Annotated in this window: 18 protein-coding genes and 1 tRNA gene; 13 read left to right on the top strand and 6 right to left on the bottom strand. The window is 60.3% G+C overall.

What is annotated here, in order from left to right:
* A complete protein-coding gene (locus tag ACYU81_RS00095; protein ID WP_460985821.1) occupies positions 1-318 on the top strand; it encodes a formate dehydrogenase subunit delta in 318 nt (105 codons plus the stop codon).
* A 132-nt stretch (positions 319-450) separates the two neighbouring features.
* Here the strand turns inward: ACYU81_RS00095 and ACYU81_RS00090 are convergent, their stop codons facing one another.
* From ACYU81_RS00090 to ACYU81_RS00080, 3 genes are all read right to left on the bottom strand, one after another.
* On the bottom strand, positions 451-1,329 hold the full coding sequence (locus tag ACYU81_RS00090) for a macro domain-containing protein (protein ID WP_460985820.1): 879 nt from the start codon (positions 1,327-1,329) through the stop codon (positions 451-453).
* A gap of 2 nt (positions 1,330-1,331) precedes the next feature.
* On the bottom strand, positions 1,332-1,832 hold the full coding sequence (locus tag ACYU81_RS00085) for a TIR domain-containing protein (RefSeq protein WP_460985819.1): 501 nt from the start codon (positions 1,830-1,832) through the stop codon (positions 1,332-1,334).
* A 64-nt stretch (positions 1,833-1,896) separates the two neighbouring features.
* A tRNA-Ser gene (locus tag ACYU81_RS00080) sits at positions 1,897-1,986 on the bottom strand.
* Positions 1,987-2,136: 150 nt separating this feature from the next.
* On the opposite strand from ACYU81_RS00080, the gene ACYU81_RS00075 reads away from it, so the two are divergent.
* From ACYU81_RS00075 to mazG, 12 genes are all read left to right on the top strand, one after another.
* Complete coding sequence (locus ACYU81_RS00075; protein WP_460985818.1) at positions 2,137-3,183, top strand: lytic murein transglycosylase; 1,047 nt, start codon at positions 2,137-2,139, stop codon at positions 3,181-3,183.
* A 114-nt stretch (positions 3,184-3,297) separates the two neighbouring features.
* Positions 3,298-4,461 carry a D-alanyl-D-alanine carboxypeptidase family protein gene (locus tag ACYU81_RS00070; protein WP_460985817.1) on the top strand — a complete coding sequence of 388 codons (1,164 nt, stop codon included), beginning with the start codon at positions 3,298-3,300 and terminating at the stop codon, positions 4,459-4,461.
* Positions 4,458-5,084 carry a dTMP kinase gene (gene tmk / locus ACYU81_RS00065; RefSeq protein ID WP_460985816.1) on the top strand — a complete coding sequence of 209 codons (627 nt, stop codon included), beginning with the start codon at positions 4,458-4,460 and terminating at the stop codon, positions 5,082-5,084. Before ACYU81_RS00070 ends, tmk begins: the two co-directional genes overlap by 4 nt.
* Positions 5,081-6,052: an AAA family ATPase gene (locus ACYU81_RS00060; protein WP_460985815.1), complete on the top strand. Its 972-nt coding sequence runs from the start codon at positions 5,081-5,083 to the stop codon at positions 6,050-6,052. The genes tmk and ACYU81_RS00060 overlap by 4 nt, the downstream gene beginning before the upstream one ends.
* Before the next feature lie 44 nt (positions 6,053-6,096).
* Positions 6,097-7,665: a methionine--tRNA ligase gene (metG, locus tag ACYU81_RS00055; RefSeq protein ID WP_460985814.1), complete on the top strand. Its 1,569-nt coding sequence runs from the start codon at positions 6,097-6,099 to the stop codon at positions 7,663-7,665.
* Positions 7,666-7,668: 3 nt separating this feature from the next.
* Positions 7,669-8,457 carry a TatD family hydrolase gene (locus ACYU81_RS00050; protein ID WP_460985813.1) on the top strand — a complete coding sequence of 263 codons (789 nt, stop codon included), beginning with the start codon at positions 7,669-7,671 and terminating at the stop codon, positions 8,455-8,457.
* Positions 8,454-9,239, top strand: a complete 786-nt coding sequence (locus ACYU81_RS00045) for an MBL fold metallo-hydrolase (protein ID WP_460985812.1) — start codon at positions 8,454-8,456, stop codon at positions 9,237-9,239. The genes ACYU81_RS00050 and ACYU81_RS00045 overlap by 4 nt, the downstream gene beginning before the upstream one ends.
* Positions 9,240-9,244: 5 nt before the next feature.
* Positions 9,245-9,871, top strand: a complete 627-nt coding sequence (locus tag ACYU81_RS00040; RefSeq protein WP_460985811.1) for a retropepsin-like aspartic protease family protein — start codon at positions 9,245-9,247, stop codon at positions 9,869-9,871.
* Positions 9,868-11,169: an MFS transporter gene (locus tag ACYU81_RS00035; protein WP_460985810.1), complete on the top strand. Its 1,302-nt coding sequence runs from the start codon at positions 9,868-9,870 to the stop codon at positions 11,167-11,169. Before ACYU81_RS00040 ends, ACYU81_RS00035 begins: the two co-directional genes overlap by 4 nt.
* A gap of 247 nt (positions 11,170-11,416) precedes the next feature.
* Positions 11,417-12,835 carry an ISNCY family transposase gene (locus ACYU81_RS00030; RefSeq protein WP_460985809.1) on the top strand — a complete coding sequence of 473 codons (1,419 nt, stop codon included), beginning with the start codon at positions 11,417-11,419 and terminating at the stop codon, positions 12,833-12,835.
* A 262-nt stretch (positions 12,836-13,097) separates the two neighbouring features.
* Positions 13,098-14,516, top strand: a complete 1,419-nt coding sequence (locus tag ACYU81_RS00025; RefSeq protein ID WP_460985809.1) for an ISNCY family transposase — start codon at positions 13,098-13,100, stop codon at positions 14,514-14,516.
* Between the two features lie 244 nt (positions 14,517-14,760).
* Entirely contained in the window at positions 14,761-15,549 is a 789-nt protein-coding gene (gene mazG, locus ACYU81_RS00020; RefSeq protein ID WP_460985808.1) for a nucleoside triphosphate pyrophosphohydrolase, read from the top strand.
* Positions 15,550-15,553: 4 nt separating this feature from the next.
* On the opposite strand, the gene hflX is transcribed toward mazG, so the two are convergent.
* The 3 genes from hflX to ACYU81_RS00005 form a co-directional block, all read right to left on the bottom strand.
* Entirely contained in the window at positions 15,554-16,876 is a 1,323-nt protein-coding gene (gene hflX, locus ACYU81_RS00015; RefSeq protein WP_460985807.1) for a GTPase HflX, read from the bottom strand.
* Positions 16,877-16,941: 65 nt separating this feature from the next.
* Positions 16,942-17,433, bottom strand: a complete 492-nt coding sequence (gene hfq / locus ACYU81_RS00010; protein ID WP_449472323.1) for an RNA chaperone Hfq — start codon at positions 17,431-17,433, stop codon at positions 16,942-16,944.
* A 141-nt stretch (positions 17,434-17,574) separates the two neighbouring features.
* Positions 17,575-18,064, bottom strand: a 490-nt coding sequence (locus tag ACYU81_RS00005; RefSeq protein WP_460985806.1) for an AAA-type ATPase lid domain-containing protein, incomplete at its 5' end; no start/stop codon positions are given.

Here is an 18,064-nt window from a genome sequence, read left to right as displayed (position 1 = left end):
ATGACCGAAGACCACTCGATGATGTCCAATCAGGACCGGCTGCTTTATATGGCCAACCAGATCGCCAGAAACTTCATGACCATGGGCGAAGAGAAAGCGGCACAGGCAGTCGCCGATCACATCGCCAAATTCTGGGAACCACGAATGCGCGCGCAGATATTCGCTCTGCACGAGAAGGGGGAAGCGACATTCGCTCCGGTTGCCGCCAGGGCAATCGCTCTTTTGCGCGTCGGAGGTTCGCCACCGCCGCAGACGCGCGCTACGGAGTTTAACAGCGTGAACGAAGTAGGTTCGACAAAGGACGCAGGTATCGTGTGAATAGTGTGCCGTGGGCATGATCGTAGCTGGCGATGCTGGGGCTATATTGTTCCTAATCACCAACGTCGCTCGGCCGATTGACCATGCGTGCCTAGACCGATAGCCACTACCGGCACATCGGACGCATTGCTTTCAGCCGTGTAAACCTTGAACGAGATAATCCCGGATCTGGTATAGGTTGACCCCAAAATTCTCTGCATCTTCCGGACGAATGACGATCGATAGTCGATTGGAAAAGATTCGATCCTTTGATCCATCTGCGAATGATTGGGCAATCCGTTCAGCCATCTTTTTGCGGGGATAGCCTGTGCGTCCACGGCCGGTGCCCATCAGTGGGACCGACAGATTTTTGAGTTCGCCGTGAGTCAGGATAAAGGCCCAAAGTGACGATAAGGCATCTTCGACTTCCCGGAGCGTGGTCCCGGCGGTTCCTTGGGCGTTAAGCCGCGACATCGCAACGAAATAAAAAGTGCGCCCATGCGCCTTCACCCGCGCAACAGTGCCAATCGGATATTCAGTTACCTTGCATGGCGCGTCATGGCGAGGCGTCCCATTCGCTTTCACGAGATCAATGTTCAGTTGGCGATCTATCTCATCCGTGTTCGCTTGGAAGAACCGAGTTGCAACTTGACCTTGAAGGCTATCAGTAGCGATTAGGCCGCTCGCCATATTTGTGTCGAAGGTCGTATTGGTACTAATAATGACGTCATTCGACCCACTAAAAATGTCCCCAATCCGCACTTCGACTAGGTAGTCTTTACCGGGCACCTTGTATGAAACGCGGGTGATCGGTCGCCGGGTAATGACCACATACACGATAGCGAGCATCAGCATCGGAATAATAGAATAGGCGCTATATCGATCCTTCGTGTAGATTCCAAAAAAGTCGAGCATTTCCATGAAGGCGTATAAAACGCCGACCACAGCGAATATCTTCGCCAGCGCCTCACTGGAAAGAAGCGCATACCGCCAGAATGAGAGGGTCGCTATCGACTTGAAGAAGTATTTCAATTTTATAGCCCAAGTGACTTGTAGATTTCTTCCTTGTAGTAATACGGTCCCGTCTTGCCATCACCCGAGTACTTTTTGTGACTGTTCGGCCAGTTATTCATCGCATAAGTGATTATTTTTTCATTAAATGGCGCGTAAATTGCCAACGAATTTTTGAGGGAGGGCGGGCAAAATCCATCCTGTTGCCTGCTGCCGTTTATATTGATGGCAACAATTGGAAGGTCCAACCGAATTGCTGTCTCAATTTCCCATTTCACGAATTTCGTCAGGAAGCGCGTATTCTCTCCGATAAGCACGAGGAACAGCTTTGAATTTGCGAAACGCTCACGCAATTGGCGCTTAATGCTTTCCTCTTGGCTGGAGTCGCGGGCCGTATTTAGGTCGTGGGCATTGTGGATATCGAAATCGAAGCTGTCGTGGGCTGACCATGCCGTCATTAGCCGGTAATAATGCATGTCTGTATCGCCGTCGAAGGCGATGTATGTTTTATTCCGGTATGCCACTGAGTCCCCACGATTCATGAATAATCGTCGGTTATATCGCTATCGAAATAATGGGCAACTTAGTTGGCGGACAGGGTGGGATTCGAACCCACGGTGAGCGTAAACCCACGGCGGTTTTCAAGACCGCTGCCTTAAACCACTCGGCCACCTGTCCGTCCGCTCGCTTCCTAGCGAAGCTTTGCGTCATGCCAAGCGTAAAATGACCAAAATCCGCTTTCGGCGCGTTCTTGTCGGGACGGAAGCGACAAGGGGGATTTCGCCTCCTGCTGTCGCTGTGCCACAAAGGGCTGAGGGAGATTCTCTAATGCGTTCAACCATTCACTCGCTTCTACTGCGTCTTGCCGTCGTCACGGCGGGCAGCTTGATGGCGGGGCCTGGCATGACGCAGGACATGGCTCAGGACGCGGGTTTCCGCAGCTATCTGGAAACGCTGCGGCCAAAGGCGCAGGCGATGGGCATCCGCCCATCCACGCTAGATTCCGTCTTCCCCACGCTCACGCCCAACCCACGGGTTGTCCAACTGGATCAGAACCAGCCGGGGGGAGGGGCCTATTCCCCCATTCCCAATTTCGAACCCTATCGGCGGCAGCATGTCGATGCCGCGCGCATCAGCCGTGGCCGCACCGCTTATCAGGCGAACCGCGCCCGGCTTGCCCGGATAGAGGCAGAAACCGGCGTGCCTGAGGAAATCATGGTCGCCATCTACGGCCATGAAACCAATTACGGTTCCTATACCGGCGACTTCGACCTGATCCGCTCGCTTGCGACGCTATCCTATGAAGGCCGCCGCCGCACCCTGTTCGAACCGGAATTGCTGGCGACGCTCAAGATGCTGGACAATGGCGTGCCGCGCAGCCGCCTGATCGGCAGTTGGGCAGGGGCGACGGGCTATCCCCAGTTCCTTCCCAGCGTCTATCTGCGTCTGGCCAAGGATGGCGACGGCGACGGCCGCGCCGATATCTGGAACAGCGAAGCCGACGCGCTGGCCTCGATCGCCAACTATTTCGTCAACGCAGGCTGGCGGCGTGGCCAGCCTTGGGGCGTGGCCGTCTCGGTGCCCGACGGGTTCAACCGGTCGAGCGTCACCGCCCGGCTTTCTCCAGCCCGATGTCCCCGTGTATTCAACCGCCACAGCCGTTGGCTGACGATGGCCGAATGGCGCAGCCGGGGCATCGTTCCGGCGGGCGGCAGTTGGCCAGCGGATACAGTGCTGGCGACGCTGCTCGAACCCGATGGTCCGGGCAAGACCGCCTATCTGCTCACCAGCAATTATCGGGCGATCCTCGATTATAATTGCTCGAATTTCTACGCCCTGTCCGTCGGGCTGCTCGCCGACGCCGTCAGGCAATAAGGGCGCTGCCGCGTCACCTGTTGCGCCAGCCCTCTTGAGAATGTGTCTGTCATGGCTAATGACAGGGGCAGGGCATTCTCATCACCCGAATCCATCAGTGCGAAGGCAGTCCTCATGAACAAGTCACTAGCCGCCATCCTCTTCGTCGGATTGCTGGCGCAGCCTCTCACGGCTGCCGCGCCTCCTTACACCAGTGAGGCGCCCATCGCTTACATGAAGGATCTGTCGTCGGGCGCCGTGCTGTATGACAAGGGCGGCGAAACGCGCATCCCGCCAGCGTCGATGGCGAAAATGATGACGGCGCACGTCGCCTTCCGCCTGATCCAGAAGGGCGACCTGAAGCTGGACACGAAATTCACTGTCCGCCCCGAAACCTGGAAGCAGTGGCATGGCCCGGCGGCCGGTTCGACCATGTTCCTGTCGGCGGGCGAGCAGGTGTCGGTCGAAAATCTCCTCCACGGCATTGTGACCCTGTCCGGCAATGACGCCTGCGTGGTGCTGGCCGAAGGGATCGCCGGGACGGAGCAGGCCTTCGTCGCGCAGATGAATGATGAAGCCAAGCGTCTCGGCCTCAAGAACAGCCATTTCGGCACCAGCAACGGCTGGCCGGATGAAGGCGTCACCTATGTGACTGCGCAGGACCTTGCCCGTCTCGCCGAGGCGACGATCGAGGAGACGCCTGACCTCTACAAGCGCTTCTACGCGACGCGCGCCTTCACCTGGGGCAAGACCATGGGCGGCTCCGACATTGCGCAAGCGAACCGCAACCCGATCCTCGGTAAGGTTGCCGGTGCCGACGGCCTCAAGACCGGCCATACGGAGGAAGCGGGCTTTGGCTTTACCGGCTCGGCCGAACAGGACGGCCGCCGCATCGTCATGGTTGTTGCTGGCCTGCCGACCTACAATGGCCGCGTTTCGGAATCCGTCCGCTTCATGGACTGGGGCTTCAAGGCATGGAAAGCGCAGCCGCTCTTCAAAAAAGGCCAGACCGTCGAAACGGCGGAGGTTCAACTGGGCAGTGCCACCAGCGTGCCGCTCGTCGCGCCGCAGGACATGGCCGTAACGCTGCCCCGCACCGCATCGGGCAACATCTCGGTCAAGGTCGCCTATACCGGCCCGATCAAGGCGCCCATCGCCAAGGGGCAGAAGGTCGCCGAACTGATCGTCTCCACCCCCGACACCCCGCCGCAGGTGTTGCCTCTGGTGGCGGGCGAAGAAGTGTCCGAAGCGGGCATCTTCGGTCGCCTCTGGAACGGCCTGAAGTCCTTCTTCGGGTGACACGCGGCCGGTTCATCACTCTGGAGGGCGGGGAGGGCGCCGGTAAATCGACGCAGCTCCGCGCCCTCGCCGCCGCCTTGCGCGCGAAGGGCCTGGAAGTCGTGGAAACCCGCGAACCCGGCGGCAGCGAAGGCGCGGAAGCCATCCGCGCGCTTCTTCTCACCGGCGCCGCCGACCGCTGGAGCCCGCGCGCCGAAGCGCTCCTCTTCGCCGCAGCCCGCGCCGATCATATCGAAAAAACCATCCGCCCCGCGCTGGATCGCGGCGCATGGGTGCTGTCCGACCGCTTCCTCGACAGCAGCCGCGCCTATCAGGGCATGGGCGAACTCACCGACGCCGACATTCTGACCCTCCACCGCATCGGCAGCGCCGACTTTCTCCCCGACCGCACCTTCGTCCTGACCCTCCCCGAAGCCGAGGCCCATCAGCGCGCCTGGTCCCGCGACGGAGACGCAGCCGACCGCATCGGAGGCCGCGACGCAGCCTTCCACGCCAATGTCGCATCCGCCTTCACCCGCTTCGCCGATCAGGACCCCGCCCGCATCCGCACCGTCGATGCATCGGGCCACCCCGAAGCCGTAACCTCGCGGCTCCTCGCGGCGCTCCACGACCTGCTGCCATGACCGCGATCCTAGGCCATGATACCCAAGCCGACATGCTGCTCACCGCCGCCCGCAGTGGCCGCATGCATCATGGCTGGATACTCGCTGGCCCGCGCGGCATCGGCAAGGCGAGCTTCGCCCGCGCCCTGGCCCTTCGCCTCCTCGCCGAAGCAGCAGGCCCCGCGCCCGACGGGGAAGACCTGTCAGTCCCCCCCGATCACCCCATCCGCAAGCTGATCGAAGCCGAAGCCCATCCCGACTACGCCGAACTCTACTGCCTGGAAAAAGAAACCGGCACCGCCCGCAACATCTCCGTCGATCAGGTGCGCGGCCTCCAGCGCCTCGTCCAGTCCGCCCCGTCCCTGTCCCAACGCCGCATCGTCGTCATCGACAGCGCCGACGACCTCGAACGCGGCGCCGCCAACGCGTTACTCAAAACGCTGGAAGAGCCGCCCACCGACATGCTCTTTTTCCTCGTCAGCCACGCGCCCGGCCGCCTCTTGCCCACCATCCGCTCGCGCTGCCGCACCCTGCGCTTCGACACGCTCGACGGCGAAGCGATGCGCACCATCCTGCGCCAAGAGCAGCCCGACCTACCCCCCGCAGACATAGAGGCGCTCGCCGCCCTGGGAGAGGGCGCGCCCGGCCGAGCCCTGCGCTACGCGGGCCTAGACGTAACCGACTTGGACCGCATGCTCCGCGCGATCGCAGCCAATGGCGACCCCGGCAACCGCCACCGCCTCATCCTCGCAAAGCAGCTCTCCGGCAAAGCCGCGCGCCCTCGCTATGAAGCCTTCCTCGAACGCGTCCCGGCCTTCATCGCCGACGCCGCCCGCCAGCGCAGCGGCCCGGCGCTCGGCACAGCGCTGGACCACTGGGAAGCCGCGCGCCAACTCGCCAGCGGCGCCATCATCCTCTCGCTCGACCCCGCGGCCGTCGCTTTCGAACTCGCGGGCCATGTCGCCGCGCTCGCCCCGGATCAGCGTTGAAAAGCAGGCTTTGCGCGCGCCTTAACAGCCGCTAGGGAAGGCGCATGTCGCAGCCCTACACCATCACCACCGCCATCAGCTATCCCAACGGCCGCCCCCATATCGGCCACGCCTATGAGGTGATCGCCACCGACGCGATCGCCCGGTTCCAGCGAATGATGGGCTGCGATGTCTTCTTCCAGACCGGCACCGACGAACATGGCCTGAAAATGGATCAGGCCGCCCGGACGCGCGGCATCGAACCGCGCGCCCTTGCTGATGAAATGTCCGGCTATTTCAAGGACATGAACGACAGGCTGAACATCAGCTATGACCGTTTCATCCGCACCAGCGAGCCTGACCATCACCGCGCATCCCAAGCCATCTGGCAGGCGATGGAAGCCAATGGCGACCTCTATCTCGGCCGCTATGAAGGTTGGTACTCCGTCCGCGACGAAGCCTTTTACGACGAAAAGGAACTGGTCGATGGGGAAGGGGGCGAAAAGCTCTCACCCCAGGGCACGCCGGTCGAATGGACGGTCGAGGAAAGCTGGTTCTTCCGCCTGTCCGCCTATCAGCAAAAGCTGCTCGACCTCTACAACAGCCAGCCCGACTTCATTCAGCCCGACAGCCGCCGCAACGAAATCATGCGCTTCGTTGAGGGCGGCCTTTCCGACCTCAGCGTCTCGCGCACCAGCTTCGACTGGGGCGTCAAGGTTCCGGGCAGTGACGGCCATGTCATGTATGTCTGGGTTGACGCACTCACCAATTATTTGACGGGCTGCGGCTATCCGGACGACGCCCAACGCATGGCCCGCTACTGGTCAGAAGGCGGCGACATAACGCACATCATCGGCAAAGATATTGTGCGTTTTCATACTGTTTACTGGCCAGCCTTCCTGATGAGTGCGAAACTGCCCTTGCCCAAGCAGATCTTCGGCCACGGCTTCCTCCTCAACCGGGGTGAGAAGATGTCCAAGTCGGTCGGCAATGTCGCCGACCCAATGGAGCTGGCCGAGCGTTTCGGCGTGGACCAACTCCGCTATTTCCTCCTGTCCGAAGTCACCTTCGGCAATGACGGCAGCTATAGCGCAGAGGCGATCGTCGCCCGATCGAATAGCGACCTAGCCAACAGCTTCGGCAATCTGGCGCAACGGACCCTGAGCTTCATCGCCAAGAATCTCGAAGGGCGCTTGCCTTGGGGCGGTAATGCCCAAATGGACGCCGACACTGATCTGCTTGTCGTAGTTCGCAGGGAAATCGTATCATTGGAGAGCGAATTCAGAAGCTTGGCTTTATCAGACGGCATCCAATCTTGGATGCGCGCGGTCTTCGCTTGCAATGCCTATATCGACGCACAGGCGCCATGGGCGCTGCGTAAGACCGACCCGGCCCGAATGGAGGCCGTGCTAGCGACTCTCTATGTTGCTATCGGAGAACTCGCCGTGGCGATCTTACCTGTGATCCCTGCGAGCGCACATGCATTACTGGATCAAATTGGTGTTCCACCGAGCGCGCGGAATTATCATGGTCTCCGTTCGCAATGGTATCAAACATTGGTGGAACAGGGCTTCACCCTCAGCGCGCCCAAGCCACTCTTCCCGCGCCTTGAACTCACAGAAGCGGACGCCTGATCCATGCTGATCGACAGCCATTGTCACTTGAATTACAAAGGCTTGGTCGAACATCAGCAGAATGTGCTTGAACGCGCGCGCTCCGCTGGCATCGACCTGATGCTCAACATCGCGACCCGCGAAAGCGAATGGGATGCGGTTCTCGCGACAGCCGAACAACAACCCGATGTCTACGCCACCGTGGGAATCCATCCCCACGAGGCGGACGAGCATCCCCATATCGACACGGCCAAGCTGATCGAACGCGCGGCCCACCCACGGGTCGTCGGCATCGGGGAAACCGGCCTCGACTATTATTACGATCATAGCGACCGCGCCCGGCAACAGAACAGCTTCCGCGCGCATATCGCCGCGTCCCGCGTGACGGGTCTCCCGCTGATCGTCCACACCCGCGATGCCGAGGAAGATACGCTCGCCATCATGCGCGAGGAAATGGGGCAGGGCGTCTATCCCGGTGTCATCCACTGCTTCACCTCCAGCGGAGCCTTCGCCGATGCGGCCCTGGACCTCGGCTTCTATATCAGCATTTCGGGCATCGTGACCTTCAAGAGCGCGAAGGATCTTCAGGAAATCGCAGCCCGTCTGCCGCTCGACCGGCTGTTGGTTGAAACGGACTCACCTTTCCTCGCGCCCGTGCCCCACCGTGGCAAGTCCTGCGAACCGGCATTCGTCGCCGACACCTCGCGCTTTCTGGCAAACCTGCGCGGCGAAAGCGTGGAGCAACTGGCCGCCGCAACCTCCGCGAACTTCCGCACCTTGTTCAGCAAGACCGGAGCAGCGCAAAAGGCATGAGCCTTAAGCTCACCATCCTGGGCTGTGGCACCTCTTCGGGCGTCCCCCGGATCGGCAATGACTGGGGAAGCTGTGATCCCACCGAGCCGAAGAACCGGCGGACACGAGCCTCGATCCTGGTGGAAAGCCCCACCACGCGCCTCCTGATCGATACGTCGCCAGACATGCGCGCCCAGCTGCTCGCCGCCGATGTCATCCATATCGACGCCATTCTCTGGACCCACGACCATGCCGATCATTGTCACGGCATCGATGACGTGCGCCAGCTTTACCACCACCGCCGCACGCCCGTGCCGGGCTATGCCCGCCGCCAGACGCTCAAACTTCTGAAGGAACGCTTCGCCTACGCCTTTGAAGGACGGCAGGGCTATCATCCGACCATAGAGCCGCATGTGCTGCCCGATGGCCTGCGCATCGGTGACATCGACATCGCTTGTACAGACCAACCCCATGGCGAGATTTACTCGACCGGCTTTCGCTTCGCATCGGGTGGCAGGTCGATAGGCTATGCTACTGATTTTCATGATCTCACGGCCGACATGATCAGTCTTTACGACGGGTTGGACGTCTGGGTTGTCGACGCCCTCCGCGAAAAGCCGCATCCGACTCATCCGCATCTGGCCCTTACCCTCGATGGCATCTCGGCCGTCCGTCCCGGCCGCGCCGTCCTTACGCATATGGATCAGAGCATGGACTATGCGGCCCTGTTGAAAACGCTGCCGGACGGCGTGGAGCCCGGCTATGATGGCATGTGCATCGAATTGACCGGGGATGGGGGCTGAACGGCATGAATGGGGATCAGGCGGCTTCCAGCATCTGGTATGTGCTCGCGCTTGTTCTCGTCGGCTCCGCCTTGCTGGCTCGCCGCATGCCCATGGCTGGCATGCTGCGCCTTGCACTGGTCTGGGTCGCCATATTTGCGGCCCTGCTGGGATTGTTCAAAATTGGTGAGAAAGCCGGACTTTTCTCAACCAGAATGGCTGGGGAAGGGGCAGGGCCGGTTTCGCAGAAAACGCCGCCAACACCGCCTCCTGCCCGCGCCGAAGGTCAGGCACTTCGCATTCCCATGGCACCTGATGGCCATTTCTGGGTCGAAGGAACGGTCAACGGCACCGCCACCCGTTTCCTCATCGACAGCGGCGCCAGCATAACGGCCCTTTCCGTCCCCTCCGCTCGTGCGGCCGGGCTCAATTTTGACCTGAACGCACCGGGCGTGTCGATGATGACCGCGAACGGCCAGATTGACGCCAAGCGTTCCTCCATCTCCACTTTGGCCATCGGCCCGATCCGGTCGAGCGATCTGCCCATCGTCATATCAACCGCTTTTGGTGAGGTGAACGTCATAGGGATGAACATGCTGTCCCGGCTCAAAAGCTGGGGCGTCGAAAATGGTGAGATGGTGCTCAATCCATGACGGCAACCTTGGCGCTGCGCGCACCGACCCAGCGTGAAAGGCTGAAGGCGATCGTCGGCGGATCCACCGGCAATCTGGTGGAATGGTATGACTGGTACGCCTATGCCGCCTTCACCCTCTATTTCGCGCCGCATTTCTTCCCAAGCGAAGATCGCACCGCACAGCTTTTAAGCGCTGCCGGGATATTCGCCGTGGGCTTCCTAATGCGGCCGATCGGCGCCTGGTTGATGGGCATTTATGCCGACCGGCATGGACGCAAGAGCGGTCTCACCCTGTCCGTGGCTCTCATGTGCGCGGGTTCGCTGCTCATTGCGGTGACGCCAGGCTATGATGTGATCGGGGTAGGGGCGCCCCTGCTGCTCGTCCTTGCCCGCCTGATGCAGGGTCTTTCGATCGGCGGCGAATATGGTGCCAGCGCGACCTATCTGTCTGAAATGGCGGGGCGTGATCGGCGCGGTTTCTTCTCCAGCTTTCAATATGTTACGCTGATCGCCGGGCAGCTTGTGGCAATTTGCGTGCTGCTCATCCTTCAAGGCGTGCTGACCACTGCGCAGCTTGACGCATGGGGGTGGCGGATACCTTTCCTGATTGGCGGCGCTCTCGCCGTGATCGTCTTCTGGCTCCGCCGTGGGCTAAGTGAAACGCAAAGCTTCCATGCAGCGAAAGCCGAAGGAGCGCCGCGATCCGGTTTTGTTGAGCTCATCACGAAGCATCCTCGCGAGACGCTGACCGTGATGCTGCTCACGGCGGGCGGCACGATCGCTTTCTATGCCTATTCGATCTACATGCAGAAATTCCTGGTGAACACGTCGGGCCTCAGCCGGGAAACAGCGTCGCAGATCAATGGGATAACCTTGTTCTTTTTCATGGCTCTGCAACCGCTCGCTGGCGCGCTCTCCGACCGGATCGGGCGCAAGCCGTTAATGATCGGATTCGGCGTGCTGGGCCTGCTGTTCACCTATCCAATATTCGCCACGCTCGCCGTAACGCGTGATCCGCTGGTGGCGGGCCTGCTGGTGATGGCGGGCCTGATCATCGTCACCGGCTACACATCGATCAACGCCGTCGTGAAGGCGGAGCTTTTCCCAGCCCATATCCGCGCTCTTGGCGTCGCGCTGCCATATGCCTTGGCGAACACATTGTTTGGCGGCACGGCCGAATTCGTGGCGCTCTATTTCAAGCAGATTGGCATCGAACAGGCATTTTACATCTATGTAAGCGTCATGATCGCCATATCGCTGATCATCTACATCAAAATGCCCGACACCCGCCGCCACAGCCAAATCCTGGAAGACTGATATGCGGGGCGTTCTCGGTATCGCCTGATATGAGGGGGCTCACGTTTCGGTGGCAGGTGACTATCGGTGACAGCGACTAATTGCCTGATCTGGGTATGCTACGAACGGTCATCCCAAATCATATTTAACATAATATATATTATCGTACAAATATCATGTAGCAGCAACGTTCAAATGTCACAGTCGCGCAAAGTAGAGATGTCTCACTTGGGCTACCGTGCCCTCCGGCTGTTCGGAGGTATTGAACATGGCGGTGTTGCAGATGAGTACCGAGGAGCTTTCGCGAGTTGAGACGCTGATGCATGTGGTTTCGGGCCGCATGACGGTCACTGAAGCAGCGCGGCTTATGGGTATCAGTCGCCGCCACGCGCATCGACTTCTGACACGTTATCTCGAGGACGGCTCATCCGGGGTCGTTTCGCGCCGGCGCGGTCGACCGAGTAACCGGCGTTTGGACGATGCTATTCGCGATCAGATTGTCGCGTTGGTTCGGTCGTGTTATAATGATTTTGGTCCCACGCTGGCCGCTGAGTACCTGGCTGAACGCCATGATGTCCGCATTTCGCGGGAGAAGCTGCGGCAGATCATGATTGAGGCTGGCATCTGGAAGGATCGCCAGGCTCGGCGCCCTCGCCCATATCAGCCACGTTACCGCCGGGATTGCCGGGGTGAACTGATCCAGATCGATGGTTCGAAGCATTGGTGGTTCGAGGATCGCGGGCCGCAATGCACCCTGCTCGTCTATATCGACGACGCGACGAGCGAACTGATGCACCTCAGGATGGTCGAGAGCGAGAGCACGTTCGCCTATATGGAGGCGACGCGCGCGTATATCGAACGGCACGGCAAGCCGGTGGCCTTCTATTCCGACAAGCACAGTGTTTTTCGAAACGCCAAGGCCAGCGCGGCGCGCGGCGATGGCATGACGCATTTCGGGCGGGCGCTGGATGCGTTGAATATCGAGATCATCTGCGCCAATTCGCCGCAGGCCAAGGGCCGGGTGGAGCGTGCCAACGCCACCTTGCAGGATCGCCTGGTCAAAGCGATGCGCCTGGAAGGCATCTCGTCGATCGACGGTGCCAACGCTTTCCTGGACAGCTATAGGACCAGGCACAATGAACGGTTCGCCCGCCCTGCCTTCGATGCCCGCGATCTGCACCGCCCCCTCGCCCCGCATGATGATCTGCGCTCGATCATGGTCTGGCGTGAGCAGCGGACGGTGACGGCGGCGCTGACGCTGCATTACAACAAGGCGATGTTCATTCTGGAGCCGAACGATCTCGCCAGGAAGCTGGCGCGCAAGCGGGTGACGATTTGCGAATATCCCGACGGCCGACTGGAGATCGAGCATGAGGGCCATGTCCTGCCTTATCGCCAGTTCGACAAGATGCGGCAGGTGAACCAGCCTGCGATTGTAGAGAACAAGCATCTGGACGCAGCGCTGCTGCTGGCCAGACAGATGCAGGCGATCATGCCGCATCATCGTAAACGCAACAACGATGCCCCTGCCCGCCGTGACCAGCCAATGCATCTCTTCCCCGAACCGGCACCGCCGCCCAAGATCGACCGCCGCAAACTGGGTGGCTCGAAGCTCAAGCGCGGTCCCAGGCTCAGTGACGAGGCGTTGCGTGAACGCGGCACGCTCGCTTTCGTGCAAAGGACATGACCGGGCCCACTGCAGGGCAGCGGGTCCATGGTTTACTAACCCCAGGTCAGCGCATCAGCAGGGTCTGCGCTGCGCTGTGTCGATGGCTCCACGCAGCCCCTGCTGTTACCCAACCTGTGACATCTCTATATGGCGGAAATAGGGACTTCTCTACATGGCAGGAACATATCATGTAGCAGCAACGTTCAAATGTCACAGTCGCGCAAAGTAGAGATGTCTCACTTGGGCTACCGTGCCCTCCGGCTGTTCGGAGGTATTGAACATGGCGGTGTTGCAGATGAGTACCGAGGAGCTTTCGCGAGTTGAGACGCTGATGCATGTGGTTTCGGGCCGCATGACGGTCACTGAAGCAGCGCGGCTTATGGGTATCAGTCGCCGCCACGCGCATCGACTTCTGACACGTTATCTCGAGGACGGCTCATCCGGGGTCGTTTCGCGCCGGCGCGGTCGACCGAGTAACCGGCGTTTGGACGATGCTATTCGCGATCAGATTGTCGCGTTGGTTCGGTCGTGTTATAATGATTTTGGTCCCACGCTGGCCGCTGAGTACCTGGCTGAACGCCATGATGTCCGCATTTCGCGGGAGAAGCTGCGGCAGATCATGATTGAGGCTGGCATCTGGAAGGATCGCCAGGCTCGGCGCCCTCGCCCATATCAGCCACGTTACCGCCGGGATTGCCGGGGTGAACTGATCCAGATCGATGGTTCGAAGCATTGGTGGTTCGAGGATCGCGGGCCGCAATGCACCCTGCTCGTCTATATCGACGACGCGACGAGCGAACTGATGCACCTCAGGATGGTCGAGAGCGAGAGCACGTTCGCCTATATGGAGGCGACGCGCGCGTATATCGAACGGCACGGCAAGCCGGTGGCCTTCTATTCCGACAAGCACAGTGTTTTTCGAAACGCCAAGGCCAGCGCGGCGCGCGGCGATGGCATGACGCATTTCGGGCGGGCGCTGGATGCGTTGAATATCGAGATCATCTGCGCCAATTCGCCGCAGGCCAAGGGCCGGGTGGAGCGTGCCAACGCCACCTTGCAGGATCGCCTGGTCAAAGCGATGCGCCTGGAAGGCATCTCGTCGATCGACGGTGCCAACGCTTTCCTGGACAGCTATAGGACCAGGCACAATGAACGGTTCGCCCGCCCTGCCTTCGATGCCCGCGATCTGCACCGCCCCCTCGCCCCGCATGATGATCTGCGCTCGATCATGGTCTGGCGTGAGCAGCGGACGGTGACGGCGGCGCTGACGCTGCATTACAACAAGGCGATGTTCATTCTGGAGCCGAACGATCTCGCCAGGAAGCTGGCGCGCAAGCGGGTGACGATTTGCGAATATCCCGACGGCCGACTGGAGATCGAGCATGAGGGCCATGTCCTGCCTTATCGCCAGTTCGACAAGATGCGGCAGGTGAACCAGCCTGCGATTGTAGAGAACAAGCATCTGGACGCAGCGCTGCTGCTGGCCAGACAGATGCAGGCGATCATGCCGCATCATCGTAAACGCAACAACGATGCCCCTGCCCGCCGTGACCAGCCAATGCATCTCTTCCCCGAACCGGCACCGCCGCCCAAGATCGACCGCCGCAAACTGGGTGGCTCGAAGCTCAAGCGCGGTCCCAGGCTCAGTGACGAGGCGTTGCGTGAACGCGGCACGCTCGCTTTCGTGCAAAGGACATGACCGGGCCCACTGCAGGGCAGCGGGTCCATGGTTTACTAACCCCAGGTCAGCGCATCAGCAGGGTCTGCGCTGCGCTGTGTCGATGGCTCCACGCAGCCCCTGCTGTTACCCAACCTGTGACATCTCTATATGGCGGAAATAGGGACTTCTCTACATGGCAGGAACATATCAGTCCGGAAGGGATAGCCTTCCCCCAATCAAAACTCTATCTTCTCGCCACCTCCTTCTTGATTTCAGGACCCCCATGTCATCCAGCACCAAAGCGAGCCCCGCCGACATCATGCCGCTCGCAAACGTCATGGCCCGTCTCCGCGACCCGGACACCGGATGTCCCTGGGACATCCAGCAGGATTTCACCAGCATCGCCCCCTACACGATCGAGGAAGCCTATGAAGTCGCCGACGCCATCGAACGCAACGACATGCCCGCGCTCTGCGACGAACTCGGCGACCTCCTTCTACAGGTAGCCTTCCACAGTCGCATGGCCGAACAAGCCGGGCACTTCAATCTTCAAGCCGTCATCGACGGCGTCACCGACAAGATGATCCGCCGCCATCCGCACATCTTCGGCGAAGGTGCCGAACGCGAACATGGCCATGCTCAATGGGAAGCGATCAAAGCAGCCGAACGCGCTGCCAGAGAACCCGACAGCAGCGCTCTTGCTGGCGTCGCCAACGCGCTCCCCGCACTACTGCGCGCCGAAAAGCTCCAGAAGCGCGCCGCCCGCACGGGTTTCGACTGGCCCGACACCCAAGGAGTCGTCGCGAAGATCGAGGAGGAATTGCAGGAAGTTCACGACGCCGCATCACCCGAAGAACATCAGGAGGAGGTTGGCGACCTGTTATTTGCCGTGGTCAACCTGGCCCGACACCTGAAGGTCGATCCGGAAGCTGCGTTACGGGCCGCAAACGCGAAATTCGAAGCCCGCTTCCGCGTCATGGAACAGGCCGCAGGATCACACTTCCAGAGCTTGGACCTCGATGGAAAGGAAGCTCTTTGGCAGCAAGCCAAATGCGAATTGGCCCGCCGATAACCGATCAAGAGCTCGCGCGCTTGGTGAACCGGGCAAGCGCAGAGTCAGACAGCCGAACTTTAACGACGAGGTCGCTGTCCACCGTTTCGCTAGCTATCACTTCACCATGCTCGTGAAGCCAGGCAACGGCAGCGCCATCTGCCAACGGCACTCGAAGTTGATGGATTTGCGCCCCAGCAGTCAGTCTGGCGCTTATGCATCGTTGCAGATCATCCACGCCATCTCCGGTCAGGGCGGAAAGGATCACGACATCTCCGCGCCGCTCCGCGATTTCCCGAAGTTGCGCAGCTTCTTCCTCACCCAGCAGATCAAGTTTGTTCCACGCCTCGATAATCGGGGGGACGTCGTCCCCCGCTCCAGCACCCTCTCCCGCCACACCAAGCTCACTCAGCACATCCAGCACATCATCGCGCTGTGCCTCGCTATCAGGATGGGCGATGTCGCGGACATGTATGATGAGGTCAGCTGACAGAACTTCTTCCAGCGTGGCGCGAAACGCTGCGATCAACTGTGTAGGAAGGTCCGAGACAAAACCGACGGTGTCCGACAATATCGCCTTGTCCAATCCCGGTAAGGCGATCTGGCGCATGGTAGGGTCCAGCGTGGCGAACAGCAAATCTTCCGCCATGACATCGGCGCCCGTCATCCGGTTGAAAAGCGTGGACTTGCCAGCATTGGTATAGCCGACGAGCGCGATCACGGGCCAGGGAGCCCGCTGCCGCCGCGCCCGATGCAAGCTGCGGGTACGGGTCACCTGGTCAAGTTCACGCCTGATCTTTGCCATGCGATCCCGGATCATCCGCCGGTCAGCCTCAATCTGCGTTTCACCAGGACCACCCAGGAACCCAAAGCCGCCACGCTGCCGTTCCAGGTGGGTCCAACTGCGCACCAGCCTGCCCGCCTGATAATCAAGATGGGCCAGTTCGACTTGAAGCCGTCCTTCATTGGTGGCCGCGCGTTCGCCGAAGATTTCCAGGATCAACCCGGTTCGGTCGATCACCTTGGCTTCGGTCGCCTTTTCAAGATTGCTCTGCTGAACCGGGCTCAACGCGTTGTCGACAATGACCAGTTCGGCATCTTCCATCCGCGCAAGCGTCGCGATCTGATCGACCTGGCCACTTCCGAACAGCGTTGCGGGCTTCCGATCCCGCACACGAAACGCCTGCGCGGCGCGCACATCAATGCCGATAGCCAGAGCGAGGCCTTTCGCCTCCTCCAGCCGGGCATCACTGTCGCGCCGTTCCACCCCATGAGTTTCAGCGCGCACGACTACGGCACGCGCGCCGCGCGATACTTCGTCGGCAGAGTCCCTGTTGAAGACGGCCATGAGCGGCTAACGCATCAAGCGCCGACCCGCCTCATCAGAAGGCGGGTCGTACCGAAATAGATTGATCAATCCTCGCCCTCGCCTTCGCCACTCAGGTCGAGCGCATGGAGAGGTTGGACAGTGGAGATGGCATGCTTGTAGACAAGCTGCACCATGCCGTCGCGCTCCAGCAGCATGCAGAAAAGATCGAAAGCAGCGATCTCGCCCTGCAACATCACGCCGTTGACCAGAAACATGGTGACCGGGCTACCGGACTTGCGAACGGCGCTCAGGAATATTTCCTGAAGCAGCTTGGGCTTTGAATTGCCGTCGCTCGCCTTGCGAAGGTCGGTCAGGTCCATCGACTGAGCGGGCATCACCGTGGAAATCGCGTGCTTGTAGACAAGCTGCGATTGCCCGTCGCGCCGCAACAGAACCGAAAAGTTATCAAACCAGGTGATGATCCCCTGCAACTTCACGCCCTTTACCAGGAACATGGTCACGGGCGTCTTGCTCTTGCGCAGGTTGTTCAGGAATATGTCCTGAAGATTATTGAGTTTTTCTGCCATGGTCTTCACCTTATTGGCGGGACGTTACCCGCTCTTGCACCCCTGGGCAGGGTGTCTTGCCCGCCCCCGCTCACCGGGGGCAATCAGAAAGCTACCGCAATTGCGAAGGGGCGTCCATGCCCCAGATGGGCTATGGCTCATCTCCTTGCATCAATTGTCTTTGCCGTCCGTGATCCCAAGCAGCTTGAGCTTGCGGTGCAACGCAGACCGTTCCATGCCGATGAATGTGGCCGTTCGGGATATGTTGCCGGAAAATCGCCTGATCTGAATGCGCAGATATTCACGTTCAAAACTTTCCCGCGCCTCCCGCAACGGCGCCCCCATGATCGCGGACTGACCCATCCCTTCACCCGCGCCATTGCTCGAAAGTTCGCTAGGCAGCATGTCGAGCTCGATCCGGCCAATCCGCTCGCCCGGAGCAAGGATCATCGTTCGTTCGATGACGTTGCGCAGCTGGCGGACGTTGCCGGGCCATTCGTTCGCCTGAAGCGCGGCCATGGCATCGCTGGCGATCTCCGGCGATGGCACCCGCCGTTCGGCCGCGAAACGTGCGAGATAATGCTCAACCAGCGGTGGTATGTCATCTCGCCGTTCCGACAAGGAAGGGATGATCAGGGGCACGACGTTGAGGCGATAGAAC

The organism is Sphingobium sp. TomTYG75 (genome assembly GCF_054771635.1).
This window is presented reverse-complemented; position numbering and strand designations above follow the sequence as displayed.

Excerpts from the sequence above, each read along its gene's own strand:
- ACYU81_RS00060 (WP_460985815.1), top strand. The coding sequence starts at position 5,081 with ATGACCGCGATCCTAGGCCATGATACCCAAGCCGACATGCTGCTCACC.
- ACYU81_RS00045 (WP_460985812.1), top strand. The coding sequence starts at position 8,454 with ATGAGCCTTAAGCTCACCATCCTGGGCTGTGGCACCTCTTCGGGCGTC.
- ACYU81_RS00095 (WP_460985821.1), top strand. The coding sequence starts at position 1 with ATGACCGAAGACCACTCGATGATGTCCAATCAGGACCGGCTGCTTTAT.
- ACYU81_RS00025 (WP_460985809.1), top strand. The coding sequence starts at position 13,098 with ATGGCGGTGTTGCAGATGAGTACCGAGGAGCTTTCGCGAGTTGAGACG.
- ACYU81_RS00030 (WP_460985809.1), top strand. The coding sequence starts at position 11,417 with ATGGCGGTGTTGCAGATGAGTACCGAGGAGCTTTCGCGAGTTGAGACG.
- ACYU81_RS00075 (WP_460985818.1), top strand. The coding sequence starts at position 2,137 with ATGCGTTCAACCATTCACTCGCTTCTACTGCGTCTTGCCGTCGTCACG.
- ACYU81_RS00070 (WP_460985817.1), top strand. The coding sequence starts at position 3,298 with ATGAACAAGTCACTAGCCGCCATCCTCTTCGTCGGATTGCTGGCGCAG.
- mazG (WP_460985808.1), top strand. The coding sequence starts at position 14,761 with ATGTCATCCAGCACCAAAGCGAGCCCCGCCGACATCATGCCGCTCGCA.
- ACYU81_RS00050 (WP_460985813.1), top strand. The coding sequence starts at position 7,669 with ATGCTGATCGACAGCCATTGTCACTTGAATTACAAAGGCTTGGTCGAA.
- metG (WP_460985814.1), top strand. The coding sequence starts at position 6,097 with ATGTCGCAGCCCTACACCATCACCACCGCCATCAGCTATCCCAACGGC.
- ACYU81_RS00040 (WP_460985811.1), top strand. The coding sequence starts at position 9,245 with ATGAATGGGGATCAGGCGGCTTCCAGCATCTGGTATGTGCTCGCGCTT.
- ACYU81_RS00035 (WP_460985810.1), top strand. The coding sequence starts at position 9,868 with ATGACGGCAACCTTGGCGCTGCGCGCACCGACCCAGCGTGAAAGGCTG.
- hflX (WP_460985807.1), bottom strand. The coding sequence starts at position 16,876 with ATGGCCGTCTTCAACAGGGACTCTGCCGACGAAGTATCGCGCGGCGCG.